The 24,569-nt window shown below is 71.6% G+C and carries 25 protein-coding genes and 1 pseudogene; 13 read left to right on the top strand and 13 right to left on the bottom strand.

Annotated features, from left to right (window positions below; all coding sequences use genetic code 11):
- Nucleotides 1–28 precede the first annotated feature (28 nt).
- Nucleotides 29–886 carry a TIM barrel protein gene (locus tag ABZ642_RS01460; protein WP_360475231.1) on the bottom strand — a complete coding sequence of 286 codons (858 nt, stop codon included), beginning with the start codon at nt 884–886 and terminating at the stop codon, nt 29–31.
- Nucleotides 887–1,019: 133 nt separating this feature from the next.
- Here ABZ642_RS01460 and polX point away from each other — a divergent pair, with 133 nt between their 5' ends.
- Nucleotides 1,020–2,762 carry a DNA polymerase/3'-5' exonuclease PolX gene (polX, locus tag ABZ642_RS01455; protein WP_360475228.1) on the top strand — a complete coding sequence of 581 codons (1,743 nt, stop codon included), beginning with the start codon at nt 1,020–1,022 and terminating at the stop codon, nt 2,760–2,762.
- Between the two features lie 18 nt (nt 2,763–2,780).
- Here polX and ABZ642_RS01450 read toward each other — a convergent pair whose 3' ends face one another.
- Nucleotides 2,781–3,209: a zinc-binding dehydrogenase gene (locus ABZ642_RS01450; protein WP_360475225.1), complete on the bottom strand. Its 429-nt coding sequence runs from the start codon at nt 3,207–3,209 to the stop codon at nt 2,781–2,783.
- 286 nt (nt 3,210–3,495) lie between these two features.
- Here ABZ642_RS01450 and ABZ642_RS01445 point away from each other — a divergent pair, with 286 nt between their 5' ends.
- The 8 genes from ABZ642_RS01445 (at nt 3,496) to ABZ642_RS01410 (ending at nt 9,997) form a co-directional block, all read left to right on the top strand.
- Nucleotides 3,496–4,053, top strand: coding sequence for a YbhB/YbcL family Raf kinase inhibitor-like protein (locus tag ABZ642_RS01445; protein ID WP_360475222.1), 558 nt, complete (start codon nt 3,496–3,498; stop codon nt 4,051–4,053).
- A 153-nt stretch (nt 4,054–4,206) separates the two neighbouring features.
- A complete protein-coding gene (locus ABZ642_RS01440) occupies nt 4,207–4,461 on the top strand; it encodes a hypothetical protein (protein ID WP_360475219.1) in 255 nt (84 codons plus the stop codon).
- Nucleotides 4,458–4,826 carry a helix-turn-helix domain-containing protein gene (locus ABZ642_RS01435; RefSeq protein WP_360475216.1) on the top strand — a complete coding sequence of 123 codons (369 nt, stop codon included), beginning with the start codon at nt 4,458–4,460 and terminating at the stop codon, nt 4,824–4,826. Before ABZ642_RS01440 ends, ABZ642_RS01435 begins: the two co-directional genes overlap by 4 nt.
- 126 nt (nt 4,827–4,952) lie before the next feature.
- Entirely contained in the window at nt 4,953–5,465 is a 513-nt protein-coding gene (gene uraD / locus ABZ642_RS01430) for a 2-oxo-4-hydroxy-4-carboxy-5-ureidoimidazoline decarboxylase (protein ID WP_360475213.1), read from the top strand.
- Between the two features lie 4 nt (nt 5,466–5,469).
- Complete coding sequence (gene uraH / locus ABZ642_RS01425; RefSeq protein ID WP_360475210.1) at nt 5,470–5,874, top strand: hydroxyisourate hydrolase; 405 nt, start codon at nt 5,470–5,472, stop codon at nt 5,872–5,874.
- A 3-nt stretch (nt 5,875–5,877) separates the two neighbouring features.
- Nucleotides 5,878–6,834, top strand: coding sequence for a factor-independent urate hydroxylase (gene pucL, locus ABZ642_RS01420; RefSeq protein ID WP_360475207.1), 957 nt, complete (start codon nt 5,878–5,880; stop codon nt 6,832–6,834).
- A 119-nt stretch (nt 6,835–6,953) separates the two neighbouring features.
- Nucleotides 6,954–8,330 (top strand): 8-oxoguanine deaminase, encoded by a 1,377-nt coding sequence (locus ABZ642_RS01415; RefSeq protein WP_360475204.1) that lies wholly within the window; start codon nt 6,954–6,956, stop codon nt 8,328–8,330.
- Between the two features lie 278 nt (nt 8,331–8,608).
- Nucleotides 8,609–9,997, top strand: coding sequence for a nucleobase:cation symporter-2 family protein (locus tag ABZ642_RS01410; protein ID WP_360475201.1), 1,389 nt, complete (start codon nt 8,609–8,611; stop codon nt 9,995–9,997).
- A 216-nt stretch (nt 9,998–10,213) separates the two neighbouring features.
- On the opposite strand, the gene ABZ642_RS01405 is transcribed toward ABZ642_RS01410, so the two are convergent.
- Together ABZ642_RS01405 and ABZ642_RS01400 are read right to left on the bottom strand one after the other, a co-directional pair.
- Complete coding sequence (locus tag ABZ642_RS01405) at nt 10,214–10,816, bottom strand: exonuclease (RefSeq protein WP_360475198.1); 603 nt, start codon at nt 10,814–10,816, stop codon at nt 10,214–10,216.
- Between the two features lie 44 nt (nt 10,817–10,860).
- Nucleotides 10,861–11,655 (bottom strand): helix-turn-helix domain-containing protein, encoded by a 795-nt coding sequence (locus tag ABZ642_RS01400; protein WP_360476053.1) that lies wholly within the window; start codon nt 11,653–11,655, stop codon nt 10,861–10,863.
- 93 nt (nt 11,656–11,748) lie between these two features.
- Here ABZ642_RS01400 and ABZ642_RS01395 point away from each other — a divergent pair, with 93 nt between their 5' ends.
- Nucleotides 11,749–12,612, top strand: coding sequence for an NAD(P)H-binding protein (locus tag ABZ642_RS01395; protein ID WP_360475195.1), 864 nt, complete (start codon nt 11,749–11,751; stop codon nt 12,610–12,612).
- A gap of 40 nt (nt 12,613–12,652) precedes the next feature.
- Here the strand turns inward: ABZ642_RS01395 and ABZ642_RS01390 are convergent, their stop codons facing one another.
- Nucleotides 12,653–14,107 carry an MFS transporter gene (locus ABZ642_RS01390; protein WP_360475192.1) on the bottom strand — a complete coding sequence of 485 codons (1,455 nt, stop codon included), beginning with the start codon at nt 14,105–14,107 and terminating at the stop codon, nt 12,653–12,655.
- A 132-nt stretch (nt 14,108–14,239) separates the two neighbouring features.
- Between ABZ642_RS01390 and ABZ642_RS01385 the strand changes: the two genes are divergently transcribed.
- On the top strand, nt 14,240–14,641 hold the full coding sequence (locus tag ABZ642_RS01385) for a helix-turn-helix domain-containing protein (RefSeq protein WP_360475189.1): 402 nt from the start codon (nt 14,240–14,242) through the stop codon (nt 14,639–14,641).
- 109 nt (nt 14,642–14,750) lie between these two features.
- Here the strand turns inward: ABZ642_RS01385 and ABZ642_RS01380 are convergent, their stop codons facing one another.
- The 5 genes and pseudogenes from ABZ642_RS01380 to ABZ642_RS01360 form a co-directional block, all read right to left on the bottom strand.
- The gene (locus tag ABZ642_RS01380; protein ID WP_360475186.1) at nt 14,751–15,173 is read right to left on the bottom strand and encodes an acyl-CoA thioesterase; all 423 of its coding nucleotides are present in this window, start codon (nt 15,171–15,173) and stop codon (nt 14,751–14,753) included.
- An 85-nt stretch (nt 15,174–15,258) separates the two neighbouring features.
- Nucleotides 15,259–15,888 (bottom strand): hypothetical protein, encoded by a 630-nt coding sequence (locus tag ABZ642_RS01375; protein WP_360475183.1) that lies wholly within the window; start codon nt 15,886–15,888, stop codon nt 15,259–15,261.
- A 133-nt stretch (nt 15,889–16,021) separates the two neighbouring features.
- Entirely contained in the window at nt 16,022–16,630 is a 609-nt protein-coding gene (locus ABZ642_RS01370; protein WP_360475180.1) for a histidine phosphatase family protein, read from the bottom strand.
- A gap of 3 nt (nt 16,631–16,633) precedes the next feature.
- Nucleotides 16,634–17,163: pseudogene (locus ABZ642_RS01365) on the bottom strand (hypothetical protein).
- 62 nt (nt 17,164–17,225) lie between these two features.
- A complete protein-coding gene (locus ABZ642_RS01360) occupies nt 17,226–18,434 on the bottom strand; it encodes a pyridoxal phosphate-dependent aminotransferase (protein WP_360475177.1) in 1,209 nt (402 codons plus the stop codon).
- Nucleotides 18,435–18,515: 81 nt separating this feature from the next.
- On the opposite strand from ABZ642_RS01360, the gene ABZ642_RS01355 reads away from it, so the two are divergent.
- Nucleotides 18,516–19,142: a winged helix-turn-helix transcriptional regulator gene (locus ABZ642_RS01355; RefSeq protein WP_360475175.1), complete on the top strand. Its 627-nt coding sequence runs from the start codon at nt 18,516–18,518 to the stop codon at nt 19,140–19,142.
- Nucleotides 19,143–19,194: 52 nt separating this feature from the next.
- Here the strand turns inward: ABZ642_RS01355 and ABZ642_RS01350 are convergent, their stop codons facing one another.
- From ABZ642_RS01350 to ABZ642_RS01340, 3 genes are all read right to left on the bottom strand, one after another.
- Nucleotides 19,195–20,001, bottom strand: a complete 807-nt coding sequence (locus tag ABZ642_RS01350; protein ID WP_360475172.1) for a hypothetical protein — start codon at nt 19,999–20,001, stop codon at nt 19,195–19,197.
- On the bottom strand, nt 20,001–21,266 hold the full coding sequence (locus tag ABZ642_RS01345; protein WP_360475169.1) for a VWA domain-containing protein: 1,266 nt from the start codon (nt 21,264–21,266) through the stop codon (nt 20,001–20,003). The genes ABZ642_RS01350 and ABZ642_RS01345 overlap by 1 nt, the downstream gene beginning before the upstream one ends.
- A 107-nt stretch (nt 21,267–21,373) precedes the next feature.
- On the bottom strand, nt 21,374–22,879 hold the full coding sequence (locus ABZ642_RS01340) for an IucA/IucC family protein (RefSeq protein ID WP_360475166.1): 1,506 nt from the start codon (nt 22,877–22,879) through the stop codon (nt 21,374–21,376).
- A 93-nt stretch (nt 22,880–22,972) separates the two neighbouring features.
- Between ABZ642_RS01340 and ABZ642_RS01335 the strand changes: the two genes are divergently transcribed.
- A complete protein-coding gene (locus tag ABZ642_RS01335) occupies nt 22,973–24,499 on the top strand; it encodes an IucA/IucC family protein (RefSeq protein ID WP_360475163.1) in 1,527 nt (508 codons plus the stop codon).
- Nucleotides 24,500–24,569: the final 70 nt, after the last annotated feature.

The raw sequence follows: 24,569 nt of genomic DNA, 5'->3' as shown, positions 1-24,569 counted from the left end.
TCTCAACTGCTCTGCGAAGTCGGGGAGTTCAGCGGGTGGCGCGGGCGTCGCGCGGGAGCCAGTCGAAGGCCTCGGCGCTCGGGCGGTCGCCCGGCTTGTACTCCAGGCCCACCCAGCCGTCGTAACCGGCCTTCGCCAGCTGGTCGAGCAGCTCCGCGAGGGGGAGCGAACCCGTGCCCGGGGCGCCGCGGCCGGGGTTGTCGGCGATCTGCACGTGGCCGGTCTTCGCGGCGTACCGCTCGATCACCGACGGCAGGTCCTCGCCGTTCATGGACAGGTGGTAGAGGTCCATGAGGAAGCGCGCGTTGCCGAGTCCCGTGGCCTCGTTGACCTTGTCGACGACGTCGACGCCCGCCGGTGCGCTCACCAGCGGGTACCGCGGCGACTCGGGCCGGTTGAGGGTCTCGATCAGGAGCACCGCGCCGATCCGGTCGGCCGCGCGGGCCGCCAGTGCCAGGTTCTCCAGGGCCAGCGCGTCCTGCTCGGCCGGGTCCACGCCCTCGACGCGGTTGCCGTACAGCGCGTTGAGCGCCCCGCAGCCGAGCGACTGCGCGAAGCCGGCCGCCACCTCGATGTTGGCGCGGAACCTCTCCGACTCCGCGCCCGGGATCGACAGGGCACCCCGGTCGGGGCCGGGCAGCTGTCCGGCGTAGAAGTTCAGGCCCGTCAGCCGCACGCCCGCGTCCTCGATCGCACTCTTCAGCGCGTCGAGTTCGGAGCGCTCGGGGGTGGGGGAGTCGACCCAGGGCCACCACAGCTCGACCGCGCCGAAGCCGGCCGCGGCGGCGGCCGCGGGGCGCTCCAGGAGCGGGAGTTCCGTGAAGAGGATCGACAGGTTGACGTTGAAGCGCTGCTCTGCGGCTGCGCTCAATTCAAATCCTGGCATGGGGGTCGGCGCTCCCTTCCGCTGTCTGTATTTCCGTATTACGGAAGTTGATTTCTGCTTAACGGAAGACTGCCTGCGACCGGGGAGCGCTGTCAAGAGCGCCCGCGCAAAACCCGCGCCCTACGCTGAAGGCATGGCACGGTCCAACGACGAGGTCGCCGCGCTGCTCCAGGAGTACGCGGACCTGATCTCCATCACCGGTGGGGACGCCTTCAGGGCGCGGGTCTACGAGAAGGCCGCCCGCGCGGTCGGCGGTCACCACGCCGATGTCGCCACGCTCGACCTCAAGGGGCTCCAGGGGATCCCGAACGTCGGGAAGTCGATCGCCCAGAAGGTCCTGGAGTTCTTCGACCGGGGCAGCGTGTCCGCCGTGGAGGAGCTGCGGGCGAAGATCCCCGCCGGGGTACGGCGGCTGACCGCCATCCCCACCCTCGGCCCGAAGAAGGCGATGACGCTCTACGAGGAACTGGGCGTCGCCTCGGTCGAGGAGCTGGCCGAGGCCATTCACCAGGAGCGGCTGCGCGACCTCAAGGGCTTCGGGCCGAAGACCGAGGAGAACCTCCTGCACGGCATCGAGCTGCTCCGGTCGGCCGGGGGCCGGGTGCGGATCGACGTCGCCATGGACCTGGCGGAGAGCATCGTCGAAGCGCTGTCCGCGGTGACCGGCTGCGAGAAGTGCGCCTACGCCGGTTCACTGCGCCGCCGGCGCGAGACGATCGGTGACATCGACATCCTCGTCGCGGCGGAGAAGTCGGCGCCGATCATGTCGGCGTTCACCGGGCTGCCGTACGTCACCGAGGTCATCGGGCAGGGCGAGACCAAAACGTCGGTCCGCACCGACAAAGGGCTCAACGTCGACCTGCGGGTCGTGCCGCCGGACTCCTGGGGCGCGGCGCTCCAGTACTTCACCGGCTCCAAGGCCCACAACATCCGCACCCGCGAACGGGCCGTGCACCAGAAGCTGAAGCTCTCCGAGTACGGGCTCTTCGACGTCGAGAGCGGCGAGAAGATCGTCTCGGAGACCGAGGAGGAGGTGTACGGCCGCCTCGGGCTGCCCTGGATCCCGCCGCCCCTGCGCGAGGACCGCGGCGAGATCGAGGCGGGGCTGCGGGACGAGCTGCCGGAGCTGGTCACCGAGGCCGACCTGCGCGGCGACCTGCACACCCACACCGACCTCACCGACGGGTTCGCTCCGCTGGAGGAGATGGTGGCGGCGGCCGCCCGGCGCGGCTACGCCTACTACGCGATCACCGACCACGCGCCCGACCTGGCCATGCAGCGCATGACCGACGAGCGGATGCTGGCCCAGCGGGAACGGGTGCGCGAGCTGGACGGCACGTACCCCACCAAGGGCCGGCGCGGCGGACTGCGGCTGCTGCACGGCACCGAGCTGAACATCGGCCCCGAGGGCGGGGTGGACTGGCCGGACGACTTCCTCGCCGGGTTCGACCTGTGCGTGGCCTCGATCCACTCGCACTTCAACCAGGGGCGCGACGCCCTGACCCGGCGGCTCGTGCGGGCCTGCGAGAACCCGTACGTCCACATCATCGGCCACCCCACCACCCGCCTCATCGGCAGGCGGCCCGGCATCGACGCCGACCTCGACGCGGTCTTCGCGGCCTGCGCCCGCACCGGCACGGCCCTGGAGATCAACGCCCACCCGAACCGCCTCGACCTGCGCGACGAGGACATCCTGCGGGCCCGGCGGCACGGCGTGAAGTTCGCCGTGAACAGCGACGCCCACGCCGTCCCCCAGCTGGCCGTCATGCGCTACGGCATCGGCACCGCCCAGCGCGGCTGGCTCACCAAGGACGATGTGATCAACACCTGGCCGGAGCGGCGCCTGCGAAGCTTCCTGCGCAAGAAGCGCGGCTGAGCCGGGAGGACGCGGGGTTCAGTCGAAGACGATGACCTGGCGTCCAACCACGTCGCCGCGGCCCAGGGCCTCCAGGTTCTCGTTGACGTCTTCGAGTCCGACCTCGGTGACGTTCTGCGTGACGAGGCCGGCTTCGGCGAGGGAGAGTACCTCGACGAGGTCCAGGTGGTTGCCCCAGAAGGAACCGAGGTAGGACAACTCCGTGCCGACGAAGGGGAACTGGCGGTGTTCGACGCGGTCGCTCATGAGGCCGACGGCTGCCAGTGCGCCTTCCGGGCCCAGCAGGTCGAACCCCATGGAGATGGACGCCTCGCTGCCGACGCAGTCCAGGACGGCGTCGATCGTCCGCCGGCCGGTCAGGCTCTCCAGTTCGTCCTGGACGGCCTCGGTGGACTTGTCCCTGACGTTGATCCCGTAGTCCGCGCCGTCCGGCCCTGGATCGGGCACGGGGACCTCGTCGATGCGAAGGGGTTGCCGGTATCCGTGCATCCGAGCTGCTCGCATCCGCATCGGGCGGCCTCGCTTTCGTCCGGACCAGTGGATGCCGTTGCTGACCCGCGAATACAGGAACATCAAGTCTGAGCGGGCCACCCGGGACCGGCAACTCGGGGCCGATCGGGGGACGTACGCGATGCGGCGCACTGCGGGAGCGGTGCATGATCGAAGATCCGGGGAGCGACGAGGAGTTGCTCGGCCGGCTTGCGGAACAATCCCGGATCTACGAAGGATTGCCATGATCAAACCCTATGGCCCATACGATTTCATGCCGGAGATCAGGACCTTCTCGTTGACCTCGGAATCCGTGGCCGACGGCGGCCGACTGGCCCGCGAGCAGGTGAGCGGCATCCTGGGGGCGGGCGGGGCGGACGTCTCACCGCAGCTGAGCTGGTCCGGCTTTCCCGAGGAGACGCGGAGTTTCACGGTGGCGATGTTCGACCCCGACGTACCGACCGCCTCCGGCTTCTGGCACTGGGCGGTGGCCGACCTGCCCGCCTCCGCGACCGGCCTTCCGGCCGGGGCGGGAGACGGCAGAGCCCTGCCCGGAAACGCGCTGACGCTGGCCAACGACGCCGGCTACCGGAGGTACCTCGGCCCCGCGCCCCCTCCGGGCAACGGCCCGGACCGCTACTTCCTCGTGGTCCATGCCGTCGGCGTGGCAGAACTCGGGGTCTCCGAGGCGTCGACCCCGGCCGCCATGGACTTCCTGCTGTTCAGCCACGCGATCGCGAGGGCCACCATGTACGGCACATTCGAGCGGGCCCTGGGCCGAGCCACCGGACGAACGGCCTGACAGACGGCCGGGCGCAGGGGCGCCCGGTTCGGCTAGGGTCGGCTCGTGGCGGACGCAGCGGCTCCGTCGCGGTGGAATTGACTGGCCCGGGACGCGTCGCGGCTGTGCAGCGGTCGGCCGAAGCGCAGGTCAGGGACGTTTTCTGGGGGCGCAATGCGATTGAGAGTGGAGTTCACGACCGAGCCCTTCGATCTAGACGAGGCACCCGCACACGCGCTGGTCGCCCGTGAGGTCATCGAGGGTGCTCAGCTGGACGCGGTGGACGTCGGACCGTTCGGGAACACGGCGGAAGGCGGCGCCGACGCCGTGCTCACCGCCGTGGACGCGCTGCTGCGTCAGACCCTGGAGGCCGGGGCCACCCGGATCTCGCTCCAGGTCAACGTGGTGGGGGAGGACGGCGACAAGTGACCGGAAACGCGGACGAGCCCTTCATCACGGCGGTGAAGCCGCTGGTCGACGCCATGGGCGGCGAGTTGCTCCCGCCCGACGAGGCCGGCGCCGACGACGTCGTGCTCGCCTGGGAGGGCGTCGACGTGGTCGCCGTACGGCTGCCGCAGCTCGCCGACTCGCTCGACCACATCCTGGCCGCCATGGAGCGCAAGCAGGGCAAGCCGCTGGCCGACCTGGACCGCAAGGCGAAGCAGGAGGTCGTGCGCATACTGGAGGCGCGGGGCGCCTTCTCCGTACGGCACGGTGTGGAGACCGTGGCGGGCGCGCTCGGCGTGAGCCGCTTCACCGTCTACAACTACCTCAACCGCGAGAAGGAGAGCTGACCCGCGGGTCGGACCCCGGGGTTGTTACGCGGAATTTTCAACAAAGTGTTGACGCTGGGTTCCGGAGGGCGTTAGCTAACGGCAGCCCGTTCAGCACGAAGGCCGCCTACGGCCACGGAGGCTCCCGTGACGTCGACTTCCACGCCCCCGGGTCTGGCCCGGTTCAATGATCTGGAGGAGCACGCGGCCTTCGCCGCCCTCCACGAGGCGTGTGCCTCCACCGCATGGGCCCGGCGCCTGCTCGCCGCCCGCCCCTACGCCACCCCCGAGGACCTCTGCTCCGCCAGTGACGCGGCCATGGCCGACCTGGGCCCGGCCGACCTGGCGGAGGCCATGGCCGGTCACCCGCCGATCGGCCGCCCCAAGCCCGGTGACCCCACCTCGGCCCGCGAGCAGTCCGGCATGGCCGGCGCCGCCGAAGCGCTCAAGGCGCAGATGCTCGAACTCAACCTGGCGTACCAGGAGAAGTTCGGCCATGTCTTCCTGATCTGCGCCACCGGCCGCAGCGCCGAGGAGATGCGGGACGCGGTCGAGGAGCGGATCGGCAACGCGCCCGAGCAGGAGCGGGAGATCGTCCGCGCCGAACTGGGCAAGATCAACCGCATCCGGCTCGCCCGACTCGTCGCAGAGGACGCCTGACACCATGAGCACCAGCACCACCGCCTCCGTGTCCACTCACATCCTGGACACCTCGCTCGGCCGTCCCGCCGCGGGCGTCGCCGTCCAACTGTCCGCCCGCGAGGGCCGTGACGCGGGCTGGCAGGCGCTCGGCGGCAGCGCGACCGACACCGACGGCCGGTGCAAGGACCTGCCGGCGCTGCCGGAGGGGACCACCCACGTACGGCTCGACTTCGCCGTGGAGCCGTATTTCGAAAAGTTCGCGAAGAAGCAAGCCGATGCGCAGCAGGACGCCCCCGCGAATCGGGACAGCGGACCGGCCGTGTTCTTCCCGGAGGTGGCGATCACGTTCGCCGTCGTGCCGGGCGAGCACTACCACGTACCGCTGCTGCTCAACCCGTTCGGCTACTCCGTTTACCGAGGGAGCTAGCTAATGACCGCCAATTCCCGCCCTGCCCACTCTGTCACCCTGGGACAGAACCAGTACGGCAAGGCCGAGAACCGGGTCGTGAAGATCACGCGGGACGGTGCCACCCACCACATCAAGGACCTGAACGTGTCGGTGTCGCTCTCCGGCGACATGGACGAGGTCCACTACTCCGGCTCCAACGCCAACGTCCTGCCGACCGACACCACCAAGAACACGGTGTTCGCGTTCGCCAAGGAGCACGGCATCGAGTCGGCCGAGCAGTTCGGCATCCATCTGGCCCGGCACTTCGTGACCAGCCAGGAGCCGATCCAGACCGCCCGGATCCGGATCGAGGAGTACGCCTGGGAGCGCATCGAGGCCTCCGACGCCAACTCCAAGTTCATCGGCGCGGAGGAGGTCAAGCACTCCTTCGTACGCAAGGGCCAGGAGACCCGGCTCACCCAGATCACCTACGACGGTGACTCCTGGGAGGTGATATCCGGCCTGAAGGACCTGGTCGTGATGAACTCGACCAACTCCGAGTTCTGGGGCTACGTCAAGGACAAGTACACGACCCTCCCCGAGGCCTACGACCGCATCCTCGCCACCCAGGTCTCCGCCCGCTGGCGGTTCAACTGGACCGACGACGAGCAGAAGATGCCCAACTGGGAGAAGTCCTACGAGCAGACCAGGAAGCACATGCTCCAGGCCTTCGCCGAGACGTACTCCCTCTCGCTCCAGCAGACGCTGTACCAGATGGGCTCGCGCATCCTCAACAACCGCGGCGAGATCGACGAGGTCCGCTTCTCGCTGCCGAACAAGCACCACTTCCTGGTCGACCTGGAGCCGTTCGGACTCAAGAACGCCACCGAAGACGGCGCCGTGTACTACGCCGCCGACCGGCCCTACGGCCTGATCGAGGCGACCGTCCTCCGGGACGGCTGCCCGGCGAAGATCCCGGTGGATCTCACCAACCTCTGATCCACGCCACATTCTCGGCACCCGCGGCCGGTGACGCCCAGCGATCCGGCCGCGGCACTCAAATTCCCAGGGTCCTGCCGTGCCCTCACCACAAGTCCACTGAGCGAAAAGGACGAATCATGGCAGCAGACCAGCGCACCGTCATCGAGAACTGTTCGATCGCGACCGTCGACGCCCACGACACCGAGTACGCGAGCGGGTACGTCGTCATCGCCGGCAACCGTATCGAGTCGCTCGGCGCGGGCCGGGCACCCGAGGGCCTGGAGAACGTCGTACGCCGTATCGACGCCACGGGTCATCTGGTGACGCCCGGCCTGGTCAACACCCACCACCACTACTACCAGTGGATCACCCGGGGCCTGGCCACCGACCACAACCTCTTCAACTGGCTGGTCGCGCTGTACCCGACCTGGGCGCGCATCGACGAGCCGATGGTGTACGCGGCCGCCCAGGGCTCGCTCGCGATGATGGCCCGCGGCGGCGTCACCACCGCGATGGACCACCACTACGTCTACCCGAAGGACTCCGGCGACCTCTCCGGCGCCATCATCCGCGCCGCCCGCGAGACCGGCGTCCGCTTCACCCTCGCCCGCGGCTCCATGGACCGCAGCGAGAAGGACGGCGGACTGCCCCCGGACTTCGCCGTCGAGACCCTCGAAGGCGCCCTCGCCGCCACCGAGGCGACCGTCGAGGAGCACCACGACCCCTCCTTCGACGCGATGACCCAGGTGGCCGTCGCCCCCTGCTCGCCGTTCTCCGTCTCCACCCAACTCCTGCGGCAGGGAGCCGAGTTGGCCCGCCGCCTCGGGGTGCGACTGCACACCCACGGCTCGGAGACCGTCGAGGAGGAGCAGTTCTGCAAGGAGCTGTTCGGGATGGGCCCGACCGACTACTTCGAGTCCACCGGCTGGCTCGGCGAGGACGTGTGGATGGCGCACTGCGTCCACATGAACGACTCCGACATCGCCGCGTTCGCCCGCACGAAGACCGGTGTGGCGCACTGCCCGTCCTCCAACGCCCGCCTCGCGGCCGGCATCGCCCGCGTCCCCGACATGCTCGCCGCCGGCGTCCCGGTCGGTCTCGGCGTCGACGGCACCGCGTCCAACGAGTCCGGCGAACTCCACACCGAACTGCGCAACGCGCTGCTGATCAACCGCCTCGGCGCGCACCGGGAGGCCGCCCTCAACGCCCGCCAGGCGCTGCGCCTCGGCACCTACGGCGGCGCCCAGGTCCTGGGCCGCGCAAGCCAGATCGGCTCCCTGGAACCCGGCAAGCTCGCCGACCTGGTGCTCTGGAAGCTGGACACCCTCGCCCACGCCTCCATCGCCGACCCGGTGACCGCCCTGGTCTTCGGCGCGGCCGCCCCGGTCACGGCCTCCTTCGTGAACGGCCGTCAGATCGTCGAGGGCAACCGCCTGCTGCACGTCGACGAGGACGAGATCGCCCGCGCCACGCGGGCCGAGGCCCAGCGGCTGGCGCACCTCGCCGCACGGTAACTCCTGACCCCCGTACGTCACTTCAGTCATACGACTGCTCAGCTCCGGCCAGGAGGGACGGCTCCCGGCCGGCAGCCGTGGCCCCCAGCGGGGTCCACGGCGGCCGTCTCCTGGGCGCGTGCTTCCTCGCGCGCGCCCAGGAACGGTCACCCCGTCCCCCTCGGTCCCTCCCCCACTCTCGGCCTCGCTCGAGCGGGAGGTGTCCCCATGACCAACACGCACCACCTCCCTGAAACCCGCGTCAGAGCCGACGCGTACCCGACCGGAGGAGAGCCGCCGTGTCCTCGCACCCTGTCGACGAGAAACTCCCGCCCCTGAAAATGGCCACCACGGGCCTTCAGCACGTGGCCGCCATGTACGCCGGAGTCGTCGCCCCGCCCCTGATCGTCGGCGCGGCCATCGGCCTGTCCGGCACCGAACTGACCTTCCTCACCGGAGCCTGCCTCTTCACCGCGGGCCTCGCCACCTTCCTGCAGACCCTCGGCATCTGGAAGATCGGCGCCCGGCTGCCCTTCGTCAACGGCGTCACCTTCGCCGGGGTCGCCCCGATGACCGCGATCGCCGCCTCCACCCACGACAAGTCCGACGCCCTGCCGGTCATCTTCGGCGCGGTGATCGTCGCCGGCCTCCTCGGCTTCCTGGCCGCCCCCTTCTTCAGCAAGGCGGTCCGCTTCTTCCCGCCCGTCGTCACCGGCACGGTCATCACCCTCATCGGCGTCTCGCTGCTCCCGGTGGCCTTCGGCTGGGCGCAGGGCCCCGACCCGGCGGCGCCCGACTACGGGGCGGCCAAGTACCTGGGCCTGGCCGCCGCGACCCTTCTCGTGGTCCTGCTCCTGCGCCGCTTCACCCGGGGTTTCGTCAAGCAGGTCGCCGTGTTGATCGGCCTGGTCGTCGGCACGGTCGTCGCGCTGCCGTTCGGCGTCACGGACTTCGGCCCGGTCGCGGACGCGGACGTCATCGGCTTCCCGACCCCCTTCCACTTCGGCGCCCCGCAGTTCCACATCGCCGCCGTCCTCTCCATGTGCGTGGTGATGGTGGTCTCGATGACCGAGTCGACCGCGGACATGCTGGCGCTGGGCGAGATCGTCGAACGGCCCGCGGACGAGCGGACGATCGCGGCCGGGCTGCGCGCCGACACCCTCGGCTCGGCGATCAGCCCGCTCTTCAACGGGTTCATGTGCAGCGCCTTCGCCCAGAACATCGGCCTGGTCGCGATGACCCGCATCCGCAGCCGGTTCGTGGTCGCGGTCGGCGGCGGCTTCCTGGTGCTGATGGGCCTGTGCCCGGCGGCCGCGTCGCTGATCGCCGTCGTGCCCCGCCCGGTGCTGGGCGGCGCGGGCGTGGTCCTCTTCGGCTCGGTGGCGGCCAGCGGCATCCAGACCCTGGTCAAGGCCGGGCTGGAGAAGGACGAGAACGTGCTGATCGTCGCCGTCTCACTCGCCGTGGGCATCGTCCCGATCACCGCGCCGGACTTCTACCACGCCTTCCCGGAGACCGCCCGGATCGTCCTGGACTCGGGCATCTCGACGGGCTGTGTGGCGGCCGTACTTCTCAACCTCGTCTTCAACCACCTGGGCCGGCGGCACACGGAAGCGAACGGCACGGACTGCGAAGCCCCGGAGAACCCGGGGGCCGTGCCGGTCGTGTCGCCTCAGTCGATCTCGTAACCGCCCCCGTGGACCTTCGCGGATGCCGCCGAAGCTGACGGCGTCCGTGCCGGGCCGGTGCATGACCAACGCGCCGGAGCAGACGAACCGGCCGAGCGTGCCGGGACCGTCCTGCTCGGCGGGCACGACGGCCGGGTCGAAGCAGACGCGGTATCCGAAAAGGCGGTTGGGACCGGCGCGACAACCTCGGAATGCCGTTCGGCTGCCGACAGGAGGTCACTGCGAGTCGGGGGGACCCGGCCAGGCCATGAGACCGGCGAGCAGGTCCGCCTGCTCGATCGCGTCGTCGAGGGCGTGGTGCGTGTGCGGGCGGGCCGAGAGCAGCCGCGCGGGCATGGTCCGCTTCGCCACCGCCCGCAGCGGCAGCCCCGCCTTCGTCGCGTAGAGCGTCTTCATGTCCAGGCAGCCGGAGTGCCCGAAGGGGCTCGAACCGGTGAAGCGGATCAGGTACCAGTACAGGAACATCCAGTCGTACGACGCCGGATACCCGCACATCACCGGCTGCGCACCGGCGCTCACCGCACGCACCCAGTCGCCGAACTCGGCCAGCGCCACGCCGGGTTCGGCACCCTCCGCCGCCAGCCGCGCCCGGTCCAGGCCGCTCACGGCGAGCGCCTCGGGGTCGAAGTCCGCGCTGATCGGTCGCAGTTCGCGGTAGAAGGTGTGTTCCTCCGGGTCCGCCGGGGTGAACCCGTCGGCGTCCTGCGTGCCGGCGACGGCCGCGCCGATGCTCAGCATGGAGTACGGCCCCGGGATCGGGCCGTCGGCCTCGATGTCGACGGAGATGCAGCAACTGGGCCTGACACGACGGGCGGACATGATCACGCAGCATGGCAGCCACGGCCGCCGTCGCGCATCCGAATTCAGCCCGCGGTCCGGGCACCCCGGCAGGGGCTGAGTGCGGGGAGGCGGCCGGTCAGGTAGGAGCGGGGCGGGACACCCATCAGGGCACGGAAGTCGGTCGTCATGTGCGACTGGTCGAAGTAGCCGGTGGCGGCCGCCAGTTCGGACCAGCCCGCGCTGCCCGCCCGTGCGGCGAGGGTGCGGACACGGTCGATACGGGCGTAGTGCTTCGGGGAGACACCGACGCCGTCGGTGAACAGGTTCCGCAACTGACGCTCACTCACCGCCAGTTCCCGGGCCACGTCCCGTACCTGGGCGGGCGCCCGGTCCAGCCGCACCGACAGGGCCTCGACACCCGCCCGCAGCAGCGCCGTCCGGGCCGGATCCGGCTGCTCCGACAGCATCCCGGGCAGCACCTCGGTGATGCGCGGCAGCGCCTCCCGCGGATCCAGCCACCGCACCTCGCGTGCGAACCGGCGGGCCACCCCGCCCGGCAGGGCGTCCAGCGGCACCACCCGGCCGACCAGCCCCGCGGCCGGAACACCCAGCAGGGGTCGGGCGGTTCCCGGAGCGAGACGCAACTCCACACACGCGATGTGCGCCTTGCCCTCGTGGTAGGTCGCCCGCACCCGTGGCCCGACGGCCAGGACGTCACGCGTCCCGTCCCCCGTCACCCGCAGCACCACCTTGGTCACCGCGTCCGGCAAATGGACGAACGTCCCCTCGGGCCGCTCGGCGAAGGACATGGTCCGCACCTCGGCGACCCACGGGCGCAGCCCCTCGGGCGGGGTCGGAAGCGACTGGGCGGTGGTCATCGGCACGCTTCCACGGTAAGCGAGCCGCGCCACCGTCCGGGCGGCCCGGCCGTGCCGGAATTTCCAAGAGCCGGCCGCCCGGACCCGCCCATCGTGGTCCGCATGATTCTGGTGACGGGTGCCACGGGCACCATCGGCAGTGACGTCGTACGACAGTTGGCCGCGCGCGGTACGAAGGTGCGCGCGCTCACCCGCGACCCGGCGAAGGCGCGGGTGCCCGCCGGGGTGGAGGTGGTACGCGGGGACTACGGTGACCCCGCCTCCCTGGACGCCGCGCTGGCCGGGGCGACGGCCGCGTTCCTGCTCCGGCCGCCCGGTCCCGACGGGGGAGCGGACGCGGCGCTGGTCGCCGCGGCACGGACCGCGGGCGTGCAGCGGCTGGTGAAACTCTCCGCCATCGCCACCGGCGATCCCGCCTCCGGCCCCTCCGCGCAGTGGCATGTCGACGGGGAGCGGGCGGTGCGGGACAGCGGGCTCGCCTGGACGGTCCTCCAGCCGTCGTCCTTCGCCTCCAACACGCTGACCTGGATGAAAGCGCTCGGGGCGGGCCAGCCGGTGCCCAACATGACCGGGGACGGCGCCTCGGGCGTGATCGACCCGCGGGACATCGCCGAGGTCGCGGTGCGGGCCCTGCTCGACGCCGGGCATGCCGGGCGGACATACGTCCTGACCGGTCCCGAGGCGATCACCGTGCCAGGCCAGGCCGCCGTGCTCGCCGCGGTCCTCGGCCGCCCGGTCCCGACCCGGGACCTTTCCCCGGACGAGACCCGTGACTTCCTCCGCACGGCCTGGGGCATGGACGGGAGCCGGGTGGAAGGCGTCCTGGCCGGCCTGGCGTTCGTCCGCGCCGGAGGTAATGCGTCGGTCACCGAGGACGTGGCCGAGGCGCTGGGCCGCCCGGCCCGGACCTTCCGTACCTGGGCCGATGACAACAGGGGTCTCTTCGAGGCGAGTTGAGGCGCACCGACGCAGGGCCCGCGGCGGCCGTGGTGCCGGCTCACCGGTTCCGCGGCCGCAGGACCGCCGCCGCCAGCACCAGGGCGGCCAGCGCGATCCCGGTGGCCGCCCCGAACGCCAGCCGGTAGCCCTCCGCCGTGGCGGGGATCAACTCCGCACCCCGGTCGAGGAGTCCGCCGGTGCGGCTCGCCGCCAGCGTGCTCAGTACCGCGAGCCCCAGCGAACCGCCCACCACCTGCGTGGTGTTGAACAGCCCGGACGCCAGACCCGCGTCCTCCGCCCGCGCCCCGGACATCGCCAGCCCGGTCAGCGCCGGCATCGCCGCGGCGAATCCGGCGGCGAGCAGCAGCAGCGGCGGCAGCACGTCGACGGCGTACGAGGCGTCGACCGGTATCCGGCTCAACAGGGCCGTCCCGGCGACGATCAGCACCAGACCGCAGAGCAGGACCCGGTACGCGCCGTAGCGGGCGATCGTCCGCGCGGACAGCCCCAGCATCAGCAGCCCGATCGCGACCGGCGCCGGCAGGAAGGCCGTGCCGGTCGCCAACTCGCCGTAGCCGAGGACCCGTTGGAGGTACAGCGCGCCGAGGAACTGGAAGCCGTACATCGTCGCGATCATCAGCACCTGTACGCCGTTGGCACCGGCGAGCAGCCGGGAGCGCAGCAGCCGCAGGCGCAGCAGCGGGCGCCGGGCACGTGCCTGCCGGAGGACGAACGCCGTGAACAGGGCGACGGCCAGGGCCGCCAGGAGGAGAGTGGCCAGCGGGCCGCGGTCGCCGGCGCCGACGATGACGTAGACCGTGAGCATCAGGGCGCCGGTGACCAGCGCGGCGCCCGGGAAGTCGGCGCCCTGACGCAGGCTGGCGCCCCGCTCCGGGGCGAGGATCCGGGTGGCCGCGAACCAGCCGGCCAGCCCTGTCGGCAGGTTGATCAGGAAGATCCAGTGCCAGCCCAGCGCCTGGGTGAGCGCCCCGCCCAGGAAGGTGCCGAGCGCGCCGCCCGCCGCGCCGACCGCGCTGAACACCGCGATGGCCCGGCCCTGTTCACGCGGCTGCGGGTAGAGGGCGACCAGCATGCCGAGCACCACCGCGGAGGTCATCGCCCCGCCCACGCCCTGCATCGCCCGCGCCGCGATCAGCACCCCCTGCCCGGTCGCCACCGCGCACAGCAAGGAGGCGACCGTGAACAGTGCAAGGCCCGTCGTGAACATCCGCTTGCGGCCCAGCAGGTCGCCGAGACGCCCCGCCAGCAGGAGCAGCCCGCCGAACGGGATCAGATACGCGTTCACGACCCAGGCCAGCCCGGGACCGCTGAAACCCAGGTCGCGCTGGATGGCGGGCATCGCCACCGTGACGATGTTGCCGTCGACGACGGTCATCAGGGTTCCCGCGCACAGAACGGCGAGGGACGCCCAACGGGGGTATGTTCGTGGGAGTGTCACCGGGGCCGCCGGTGTCGGCGGTGTCGGCGTCGGTTTTCCGGTCGTGGTCGACATGGCCTCGGGCCTCCGCAATCGCCGTAGAAACTCACCGGGCAGCTGAACAGGAACCGATCGTGCACAAGGTGCACGACTTGTAACGGAGTTCATGGTGAGTGACCATGGGGGGAGACGTAAGGAGGCAGCTCGATGTCCCAGAGGAACACCGGTGTAACCGTCCAGGTCGTGAACGCGGGCACCTGCCCGGTCCGCGAGGTTCTTGACAGGGTCGCCGGCAAATGGAGCGTCCAGATCCTGGTCGCGGCCTCGCACGGCCCCATCCGCTTCACCGAGCTGGAGCGCGGAATCGAGGGCATCAGCCGCCGGATGCTGACCCTCACCCTGCGCAACCTGGAGCGCGACGGGCTGGTGACCCGCACCGTGTATCCGACCGTGCCGCCGAAGGTGGAGTACGGACTCACCCCGGTGGCTCTGGAACTGCACGAGACGCTGCAGCGGCTGACCGACTGGGCCGAGCGCAACCGCGGTTACATCGCGCAGGCGCGGGCGGCCTACGACGCCGAGCACCAGCCCGAACTGCTCGACGCGTAGCCGGCGTCGACCGCGTGGCCGGCGTCGACCGCGTGGCCGGCGTCGACCGCGTGGCCGGCATCGACCGCGTGGCCGGTGCCGGACCGGGCGGTGGCGGTGCGCCGGGCCCTCAGAAGCCGAACAGGTCCGGGTCCGAGGCCAGTTCCCTGAAGACCTCACTCGGACGGTCGATCAGCCGCCTGGCCTTGAGGTCCAGCAGCCCGCCCACCGCTTCCACCTCGGCGGCCGGCGTGCCGTCCGCCTTGGTGATCGACTGGAGCAGCCGGAACGTCTTGCCCTCGCTCCATTCGAACACGCAGGTCACATCGACCTCGTCACCGGCGAGTAGCTCCCGCTTGTACCGGATGGTCGTCTCCAGCGCCACCGGGCCCAGGCCCCGCCCGCCCAGCCCGGCCTGGGTGATCCCGGCGGCCTGGAGCAGCGACCAGCGGGCGTGCTCGGCGTAGTTGAGGTACACCGCCTGGTTCAGATGGCCCTGCACATCGGTCTCGTAGCCACGGACCGTGACGCGCACGGAATACGGTTCGCTCACGACTTCCCCTTCTCGTGTACGACGTCTCGTGCACGACGTCTCGTGTACGACGCACTGATCCTTTGTCGGCATCCTGGCACAGCCGTCACACCCGGCGCGGAGATGCCAGCAGATAGCGCGTTCGAGTCCGCGGCTCCGTGTACTCGCCGGTCTGCCACCCCGCCCGCTCCAGGGTGGCCGCGCATGCCCGCAGCGGCTCGCCCGCCGGCGCGTACACGGCGACCGCCTCGGGCTGCGGGGTCGCCCGCACCCGGTAGCCGGTGGTCGTCGGTCCCTCGGGCGGGTGCCCGGCCGCCTCCAGGGCCAGCGCGGCGGCCCGCACCAGATGCTTGCGTTCCCAGCCGCACGGCCGGTCCGTGGCACCGTCGGGGTTGGTCATCCGGCGCAGCTCCAGGAGCCCCTGCCAGGCGCTGTGCACCTCCCGTGCCCGAGCGGGCCCGTCGGCGGCGGCCTCCTCACCGCCGACCCGCGCGGCGAACACCCGGTCCGGCTCGGCCGGGGCCATCGCCGGGGGCTGCGGAGCCGCCGTCTCCTCCTCCCGTATCCGATGCCCCGCGGGCGTCAGGAAGTGGTCGTGCGGCGGCCGTGGATGCCGAAAGGCGAGCCCTCGTCTCACCAGCGCCGCCAACTGCGTCTCCGTGCCCCGCAGCCGCCCGCTCACCGGATCGGCGGCATCGATGACCCGCCGTTGCGCGGCGGTGGGCGGTCGGGTCACGGCGGGCTCCTCCCGGGCGTCGATCCGTACGGACGACCCGTACGGACGCGTATCGATCCGTGTCTCGAAGGCTACGACCGCGCACTGACACTCGACCGGACGAAGATCATCGACCGCCGACCGCCGACCGCCGTTACCTGCCCGGCTCGCCCGGTCGGATGTTCCACCCGGCGATGACCGGGCGGTCGTGTTCCGTGCCGAGGCGGCACAGGGTGCCGGTCGCCAGTTGGAAGAGGGCGCCGTCGGACGGGGGCAGTCCGAGGCGGCGGGCGGTCAGAACGCGCAGGAAGTGGCCGTGGGCGACCAGCAGCACGACCCCCTCCGTGTTGGCGAGGGCGGCCTCGACCTTGGACAGCATCCGGTCGGCCCGCTCCCCGACCTGCTCCGGGGTCTCCCCGGGGTGCTTCGGCGGACCGGGCGCGACCCCGTCGGTGAAGAGGAACCAGCCCGGCCGGGTGCGCTGGATCTCCACGGTGGTCACGCCCTCGTAGCCGCCGTAGTCCCATTCCCGCAGGTCGGTGTCGACCCGGGCGTCGGGCACCCCGATCAGCTCGGCGGTCTCCCGGGCCCGCTGGAGCGGGCTGACGAAGGCGGCGCCGATGCGGTGCGAGCGGATCAGCGGCAGCAGCCGCCGGGCCTCCTCCCGCCCGTGCTCGGTCAGGGGCACGTCGGTCCACCCGGTATGCCGTCCGGACCGCGACCACTCGGTCTCACCGTGCCGGACGAGAAAGACATCAGCCATACGTCAGAGGCTATGAGCCCAGCGTTCCAGTTCGGCGAACTCACGCGCCCGTAGACCGTGGCGGGGGTCGACCGGAAGGAGTAACGCGGGGGCGTCGTGGTGCTCGGCGACATGGCGGACGTCCAGGTCGGTGACCATGTCGTCCACCCAGACGAACGGCCGCCCAGCCGCCCACGCCACGACGGTCCGCGTCTTCCAGTACAGCCCGTCCGGATCCCTGGCGAACAGCTCGGGCCACTCGATGACGGGCAGTTCGGGCAGCCCGACGGCCGGACCGATCATCTCGTTGGCCTCATGCATCCAGGTGGTGGCCCAGGCCGGCTCGTACGGCAGCGTGAGCAGCCGCGCCCCGTGCCCCGGGTGCAGCCGCACCCGCAGGCCGCGGCGCAGCCTGCGGGAGCCCGGCTGCTGGCGGGCGGACCAGTTCGCCGGGTGCAGTCGTGGGTCACGTACCCGCGGTGCCGGAGCAGCCGGGCCCGGAACGGGTTGAGGGGTCCGTCGACGTCGAGGAGGAGCAGCGGGCGCTGGGTCATGGGGAGGGGTTACCCGGGTTGCCCGGCCCAGGCACGGTTCTATTGCCGGTATCCGCTCAGGCCTACTGCCGGTATCCGCTCAGGAACCGCCCGATCCGGCCGATCGCGGTCTCCAGGTCGTCCGCGTGCGGGAGGGTGAGGATGCGGAAGTGGTCCGGGGTGGGCCAGTTGAAGCCGGTGCCCTGGACGACCTGGATCTTCTCCTGGAGGAGCAGGTCGAGGACGAACTTCTCGTCGTCGTGGATCGGGTGCACCTTGGGATCGATGCGAGGGAAGGCGTACAGGGCGCCCTTGGGTTTGACGCAGCTCACGCCGGGGATCTCGTTGAGCTTCTCCCAGGCCACCGTGCGCTGCTCGTGCAACCGGCCGCCGGGGACGACGAGTTCGCGGATGGACTGGCGGCCGCCGAGCGCGGCCTGGATGGCGTACTGGGCGGGCGCGTTGGCGCACAGCCGCATGGAGGCCAGCATGGTGAGGCCTTCCAGGTAGTTCTTCGCGTGCTGCTTGGGGCCCGTGACGACCAGCCAGCCGGAGCGGAAGCCGGCCACCCGGTAGGTCTTGGACAGGCCGCAGAAGGTGAGGACCACCAGGTCGGGGGCGAGGGCCGCGGCCGAGTGGTGGACGGCGTCGTCGTACAGGATCTGGTCGTAGATCTCGTCCGCGAAGACCATCAGGCCGTGCCGGCGGGCCAGGTCGAGGATGCCCTCGACGATCTCCTTCGGGTAGACGGCACCCGTGGGGTTGTTGGGGTTGATGATGACCACGGCCTTGGTGCGGTCCGTGATCTTCGACTCCATGTCGGCCAGGTCCGGGTACCAGTCCGCCTGTTCGTCGCAGAGGTAGTGCACCGCCTTGCCGCCGGCGAGGGTGGTCACGGCCGTCCAGAGGGGGAAGTCCGGGGCCGGGATGAGGACTTGGTCGCCGTCCTCGATCAGCGCCTGTACGGCCATGGAGACCAGTTCCGAGACGCCGTTGCCGAGGAAGACGTCGTCGACGCCCACCTCCAGGCCGAGTGCCTGGTAGCGCTGGGCCACGGCCCGGCGGGCGGAGAGGATGCCGCGCGAGTCGGTGTAGCCGTGTGCCTGCGGGAGCATCCGGATCATGTCCTGGAGGATCTCCTCCGGTGCCTCGAAGCCGAAGGCCGCCGGGTTGCCGGTGTTCAGGCGCAGCACGCTGTGGCCCGCCTCCTCCAGCGCGTTGGCGTGTTCGATCACCGGCCCGCGGATCTCGTAACAGACCTCGCTGAGCTTGTTGGACTGCCGGAACTCCATGCGCCCCTCCGGAAACTCGTGTTGCTTGGTTTTACCAAGTAGCAGCTTGGAAAGTCCAACATCTTGTCTAGACTGCGTCGCATGTCACCTCGCCGAAGCTACGACCAGTACTGTTCCGCGGCCCGCGCCCTCGACGTGGTGGGCGACCGCTGGACCCTGCTGATCGTCCGGGAGCTGCTCGCCGGTCCCCGCCGCTACACCGACCTGCACGCGGATCTGCCGGGGGTCAGCACGGACGTCCTCGCCTCCCGGCTTAAGGACATGGAGCGGGACGGGGTCACGACCCGGCGTCGGCTGCCCCCGCCGGCTGCGGCGTACGTCTACGAACTCACCGCGCGTGGGCGGGAGTTGCTCCCGGTGGTCCAGGCGCTGGGCAGGTGGGGGGAGCCTGAGCTGGGCGAGCGCCGGCCCACCGACGCGGTCCGCGCCCACTGGTTCGCGCTACCGCTGCTGCGGGCCCTGGACGGCGAGGGGCTGGTCGAAGTCCGGCTCGGGGAGGGCGACTTCCATCTGTACGCCGGTGCGGAGGACGGCCCGGTGTACGGCGACGGTCCCGCGCCGCGCGAACCCGACGCACGGCTCGTGCTCGACGCCGGGACGTGTACGGCCCTGGCCCGGGGGGAGTTGAGCCTGGTGGACGCGGTCCGGGCCGGGCGGGTGACGGTGACCGGGGACGGCGCGCTGGCCAAGGGGCTGCAAGACGCCTGAAACGGCGACCGGGCCCGCCGCGAACGGGGGCCCGGTCACCGGATTCGTCAGGTCAGGCGCCCGGCGGCACCCGGTACGGCCGTCCCGACCCTCGGGTCAACGCGTATCCGCCGATGCCGGCCAGCGCGGCCAGCACCCCGCCGATCCCGGTCCACACCCAGCGGTCGGTCCACCAGCCGGAGGACCAGCCGTCGTCGGAACCGAAGCTGGAGAGCACCGCGGTCTTCTTGTCGCCGTCGTCGCTCTTCTCGGAGGTGACCGCGATCCCGGGCACCAGTGGCTTCGCCAGCGCACCGTCCACCGCGGCCGAACCGCCGATGTCCTTCGAGTCCACCCGGACCTCGGCGCTCACCGGCTGGCCGAGGTCCGCGTTGCCGAGGTCCACCACCGTCAGCCGGACGTAGTACGTGCCGGGCAGCGGGTCGTTGGCCCACGGCTCCGACCAGGCCCGGACGGTGCGCGTCACACAGGCCAGCCGCACCGAGGTGGTGCCCTGCGCGACCGCGCGGGTCCCCGTGCCGTACTGGCAGGCCTGGCGGCGCCGCAGCCCGTCGTACACGTCGAGCTGCCAGGTCTGCGCCGCGTGCGAGTCGGGCAGCTTCACCGTCGCCTCGACGTCGGGACGCTGGCCGGCGTCGGCGGGGAAGGACCAGTACAGGTAGTCGCCGGTCGATCCGCCGGCGGTGGCCTGCTGTCCCTGGTCGAGTTCGGTCGCCGTACGGAAGGACGTGCCCGCCTGGGTGGGGGCGCCGCCGTCCTCCGAGGCGCTGGGGGAGGGCGAGGCGTCGTCGGCGACCGCCGGGCCCGCGGCCAGGCCAACCGCCAGCAGGGCGGCGCTCAACACACGTGTGATCGACATCAGTTGGTCCTCCAGACCGCTACCCGCCAGCGGGACACCCAGCCCCACACCAGACCCGCGAGGAAGCCGGTCAGCACCAGCGCCCCGAGCAGCCACCAGCCGCGGCCGAGACCAAAGGAGGCGACGTCGGACGCCTTCGACGGTCCGTCCACCACGTCGACCGTCAGCTCGACGGGCAGACCGGGGCTGGTCTTCACGCCGGACGCGGCCGAGAAGGAGTTGGTCACCTGGAGACAGACGGTCTCCGGGGTGGTGTCCTCGTCGTCGTCGCTCTCGGCCTTCGGGTACCGCAGACCGGTCGAGATGACATCCGTACGGCCCGTGCCCGACGCCTCGCCGCGCACGATCTCGCGTCCTTGCAGGGTCACCGCGCGCAGCAGTACCCCGTAGTCCGGGTTGACGGCCCGGTCGGCGGCGACGCTGACCGAAGCCCGCAGCTCCTGGCCGGGGTTGACGTCGACCTTGTACCAGCGCTGCTGCCCGAACTCCTCGCGGTCGGTGTACAGCCCGGACTTCAGCGCGGGTGCCGAGGAGCACTGGCCGGTGCCGTTCGTGGCCACCGGCGTCACCACCGGATCGGCGGCCCGGTCCACCAACTGCCCGACCCGGTCGGTCAGTTCCTCCTTGTGCTGGACGGAGGTGTAGGTGCCGCCGGTCGCGTCCGCGATGCAGCTCAGCTGGTCCCGGGTCTTGGCGTCCGGCACCAGGCCGAGCGTGTCGATGGTCAGGCCGACGCCCTTGGCGGCGATCTCGCGGGCCACCACGCACGGGTCCAGCGGCTGGCAGGTGTCCTCGCCGTCGCTGATCAGGACGATACGGCGGGTCCCGGCACCGCCTTCGAGATCGTCGGCCGCCTTGAGCAGCGCGGGGCCGATCGGGGTCCACCCGGTCGGCGTGAGCGTGGCGACGGCGGTCTTCGCCTCGGTGCGGTCCAGGGTGCTGACCGGGTAGAGCTGCGCGGTGTCCTTGCAGCCGGTCTTCTTGTCGTTTCCGGCGTAGTTGGCGCCGAGTGTGCGGATACCGAGTTGGACCCCCTCGGGCGTCGCGTCGAGCACGTCGTTGAACGCCTGCTTGGCCGCGGCCATCCGCGTCCCGCCGTCGATGTCCGCCGTCCGCATGGAACCGCTGACGTCCAGCACGAGCTCCACCTTGGGAGCGGGCTGGTCGGTCTCGTCGGCGACCGCTCCGCCGGGGAACGCGATCCCGGCCGCCAGGGCGGCGAGCAGAGCGCAGACTCCTGCCGCCGTCCGATGTGTTCTGATCATCGGCGGATCCTATTGATCAGAGGGGCCGGGCTCCAAAACGAGGTCCGGACGCCAAAAGGAGAGCGGCCGGCAGGCCAACGGAGGGTGGCGGGCGGGAAGGTGAGCGCTCACCGCCCGTCGGCCAGCGGATTCGGCAGTGCCGCCCAGTGGTCGCCGGGTGCCTCAGGCGACAGCCGCATCAGCGTCAACGCCTTCGCCGGCACCGGGCCTTCGAGCAGGGCCGTCAGGTCGGGGGTGGCGGGAAGGTCCCGTACGGCCGTCTCCAGCGCCGCCCCCAGGGCCGGTCCGGAACCCGCCGTGCCCGCCAGGGCGCCCGCGACCAGGGAGCCGAACAGCTTGCGGCGCAGAGTCGTCTCGTCGTCCGTGACCAGGCGTCCCGTCAGCTCGGGCGGGGTGATGCCGTGCCGGGTCAGACGGGCCGGGCTGAGGCGGATGTCGGCCAGGTCGCGGTAGACCAGCCGCAGCGGTGCGCCGGCCTCGGACAGCACCACCAGGAGGTTCTGGCCGTGCGCTTCCAGGGCCACGCCCAGGTCCAGCAGCCGCAGCCCCACGGTCAGCGCGAGCCGGGTGAACTCGGCCAGCCAGGAGGGCGATTCAGGGAGGGTGGTGGTGGCCAGGGCGGCCACCGGCAGGACCCGTTCGCCCGGCGCCGCGTACGCCTCGGGCGACTCGCGCAACACGGCCGCCAGGTCGGGGGAGTCGGCGGTGGCCGCGCCCAGGGTGCGGGTGACGTGCAGGAGCCCGTCCGTGCGGGACGCCAGATCCGTGGCGAACGACGACAGGGTCATGGCCGCGTCGATCGAGTACGTCGAGATGTCCCGGACGGACGAGGTCAGCCGGGCGCTCAGCGCGGTCTTCACATGCGGTCCGCCGGGCAGGGCGAGGGTGCGCAGGGACATCAGGGGGTGCGCGGTCCGCCAGGGCTCGCCGGGGCCGCCCTTGAGGACATGGGCGGTCTGCCATGGATGCACCGGAATCAACAGCCGCCCGGCATCACGGAGTTCGTCCGGCCAGTCGCCCGTCAGCAGACACTCCCCGGCCGCCACCGGAACCGTCTCCAGCCGTACCGCCGGCCGGTGCTCCGGCCCGTAGGCGAGCTGCTCCACCGCCGAGAAACCGGGCCGGGACCGGCAGTTGGGGTGGAAGGGATGCCCGTCGACCACCCGCTGCTCCCACTCCCAGTCCTGCCCGGGCCACTCCGTCGCAGGAGACCCCCGGTCCGCCCGTGAGAGCGCCAACGACGCCGCGCTGTGCCCGAGTTCGGCCGCGAACCCGGCCGAGTGCGGCCACCCCAGATCGGTCATCAACCGCGCCGGATCGTCGTACGACACCCCGTCCAGTCGTACGGCGGTCACATACGCGTCGGTGGCGTACGGATCCGCGCGCGGGCCGTGCAGCGCGCGCCCGTCGGCCAGCCACAGGGCCAGGCTGTGCGCCCCGCGTACCCGGCGCGCCACCCGCGGCAGCGGTTCGTGCGCCAGCGCCCGCCACAGCCGGGTCAGCACCGCCGCCCGCGCACCGGGCAGCTCGGCCGTGTACCCGGACACCAGGTCCGGCCGCGCCTCGGCCAGCTCCGTGGCGAGCTGTGTCTCGATGGGGGAGGGACGGTGCACGGGTGGACTCCTCGGGGACGGGCTCGACGGTCATGATGGCTGATGACGGCAGACATACTGATCGTGATCGGACTGTGTGGACGTAGAGAACGAATGGAACGCGTGGATCTCATGCCCCCCGGCGACGGCATCGGCGAGCGCGCCGACGCGTACGCTGCCGCGCCCCTGCTCAACTGCCTGCTGCGGGAGGTGGCCGAGCCGCTCCCGGAATCCGGGGACGAGCCGTTCCCGGACACCGGGGAAGGGAGACCGCGGGTCTGCCGGCTGCCCGGTGGCGGACGGCTGCTGCGGGTGCGCGGCGCGCGCCGGCCGGCCGCGCCCGAGGTGTACGCGGCCGGCCGTTGGCACCGCCTCGGCCACACCGAGCTGGTGAAACTCGTCGCCGAGGAGCTGCGGGCGCACACCGGGCTGTCCAACGGCGATCTGCCGGCCGAGATGATCGACAGCCGGGACGTGGTCGCCGCGCTTCTCACGGCACGCGCCCGGGCGACGGCGCCCGACGACCCGTATCTGCGCTCGGAGCAGTCCCTCATCACCGGCCATCCCTACCACCCCGCCCCGAAGGCGCGCGGCGGCGGTCCGGTGACCGCCTGGTTGCCGTATGCGCCCGAGGCGCACGCCCGGTTCCCGCTGGTGCTGCTCGGGGTGCGCGAGGACCAGGTGGCCGAGGAGGGCGACACGTCGGCGCTGGACGCGCTGGGCGCCGTACCGCCGGGCTACCGGCTGCTGCCGGCCCACCCCTGGCAGCTCGACCTGGTCGCCCGTGACCTGGCCCCGGCCTTCGCCGACGGACGTCTGGTACGACTGCGGGAGACCGACTTCGCGGTCTGGCCGACGGCCGCGATCCGCACGGTCCACGAGCCGGAGCGCGATCTCTTCCTGAAGTTCAGCCTGGACGTCCGGATCACCAACGACATCCGCCGGCTGTGGGCGCACGACCTGCGGAAACTGCGCCGCACGGACACGGCCGCGACCGCCGCCTTCGCCGCGATGGACGGGCCCGCGGCCTGGCTCGGCGACCGTGGCTACCGCACCGCCCGCTTCGCCTTCGAGGAACTCGCGGTCGTCGTCCGGGACGGCCTGCGCGGGTCACTGCTGCCCGGGGCGACCCCGCTGCTCGCCGCCGGCCTGGTGGAGGGCTTCGAGGGCAGCCCCCTGGCCGCGGCGGCGGATCCGGGGGCCTGGTGGCAGGCGTACCTGCGCGCGGTCGTACCCCCGGCGCTCACGGCCTTCGCCGACCACGGCGTCGTCATCGAGGCGCATCTGCAGAACACCCTGGTCGCCGTGGACGGGGACGGTACGCCGGTGCAGGCGCTGTACCGGGACGCCGAAGGCGTCAAGCTGCTGGGCGACGTGGAGCGGGCCGCCGGGTGGGAGCGGCTGGTGTACTGCCTGGTCGTCAACCATCTGATCGAGGTCGCCGCCGTGCTCGCCGAGCGCCACCCCGGGTTCGATCCATGGCCCGCGGCCCGCCGGGAGCTGGCCCGGCACCGGTTCCCCGAGGTGGCCGAACTGCTGGCGTCGCCGACCCTGCCCGGCAAGACGAACCTGCTGCTGCGCTGGACGGGAGCGGACGGCGCCGACGCGCGCTACCTGCCGCTGCCGAACCCCTTGGCCTGAAGCCGTGGCGGTCGGCGGGGCCGCCCGGTGGCTCCGCCTAGGATCAGGGTGCCCGATCCCCGGCTGGTGA

The sequence above is a fragment of the Streptomyces sp. NPDC007157 genome (assembly GCF_040634235.1).
Taxonomy (GTDB): domain Bacteria; phylum Actinomycetota; class Actinomycetes; order Streptomycetales; family Streptomycetaceae; genus Streptomyces.
This window is presented reverse-complemented; position numbering and strand designations above follow the sequence as displayed.